This is a genomic window from Vibrio sp. 10N.222.48.A3 (assembly GCF_041475345.1).
Taxonomy (GTDB): Bacteria; Pseudomonadota; Gammaproteobacteria; order Enterobacterales; family Vibrionaceae; genus Vibrio; species Vibrio tasmaniensis_A.
The window spans coordinates 1-1,189 of sequence record NZ_JBFRVX010001579.1 but is presented as its reverse complement, the minus strand read 5'-3'; the positions used below and the strand labels follow the sequence as shown (position 1 = coordinate 1,189).

At 38.4% G+C, this 1,189-nt stretch carries 1 protein-coding gene; it reads right to left on the bottom strand.

The features are described 5' to 3' along the window. Nucleotides 1-60: 60 nt before the first annotated feature. Nucleotides 61-1,189: glycosyltransferase family 2 protein (locus tag AB4653_RS27835; protein WP_372105866.1), on the bottom strand; the 1,129-nt coding region annotated here is incomplete at its 5' end.

The following is a 1,189-nucleotide window of genomic DNA, read 5'->3' as shown; positions in this document are numbered from 1 at the left end:
GTTATACATAAGTTATTTCCTTATATTAAATTACAGTAAAGAGTACTGCGCTCATAGAAACTATCTTGTTAACCAGCCTTTTTTCTTGCCCAAAATCTCATCTGAATAACCAAGTAAATTTGGAAGCCATGTTATAGACTCTAGCAATGCTGAATATATTGGTGCTTTAAACATTTGCCGATTTGACAAATCACTAGATAAATCAAAATCTTTTATATAGGACTGCACTAGTAAAAAGTAAATCATTATATTGGCAGCGCCGATTACAATGGGAATCCAAATTCCCAATGCAATCATAAAGCCAAATAAAATAATGCTAGATGGAAATATGTACTGTACCGCAGTCAATAGAAACCAAGGGGATGCGCATAGACCTGCTACCCAATGCGTCTTCCACGCTTCTGTATAAGCTTCAACTCGGCCACGAGCCCAGCGCCTCCGTTGATTAAATAATCCTTTTGCGTCCGTTGGACATTGCGTTGTTGCCTTTGCTTTAGGTGCATAGCCCGTGCGATAGCCGTTTGATATTGCTTTCCAGCACCACGCTATATCTTCGACTAACCACTCGCTCCAGCCCCCTAACTTCTTCACCACTGAAGCTCGATGAGCAACGAATGCACCCGCTAGTACTGGTACACAACCCAACTTATCTTGCGCTGCTCTTATCGCTCCATAAAAGCTGATATGTTCATAATGTTGCAATTTACCTATAAAACTATCTTCATGATTCTCTGGTGTAATATATCCACAAACCGCGGCGTATTTTTCATCAGACCAAAGCTTGGTTACCAACTCATAGATCCCATTGGGCTCGATATAAGTATCACTATCTACCACAACATAAACATCACCAGTGGCTACACCAAGGTCGAGTACATGATCTAAAGCGAAGCCTTTTCTACCACCATTTACTGACCTTTCTATTATTTGGAAGTCATGGTTCATCTCTGTATTATCAATCCACCCTTTAACTCTACTGATTGCGTTGTTTGTGGAGCCATCATCAATAATAATTACCTGTATTTTACTTGGATAATTTTGATCGTTTAGCTTATTTAGTGCGCAAACTAGGTGTTCTTCGTTTTCATTATAGAAAGGTAAAAAGGCCGAAACTTTCGGATCATTATTATTTTTAGACTTAGATTTTTTCAGTTTATAAAACCCAAATAAAACTAAGGTTGTAATAAAC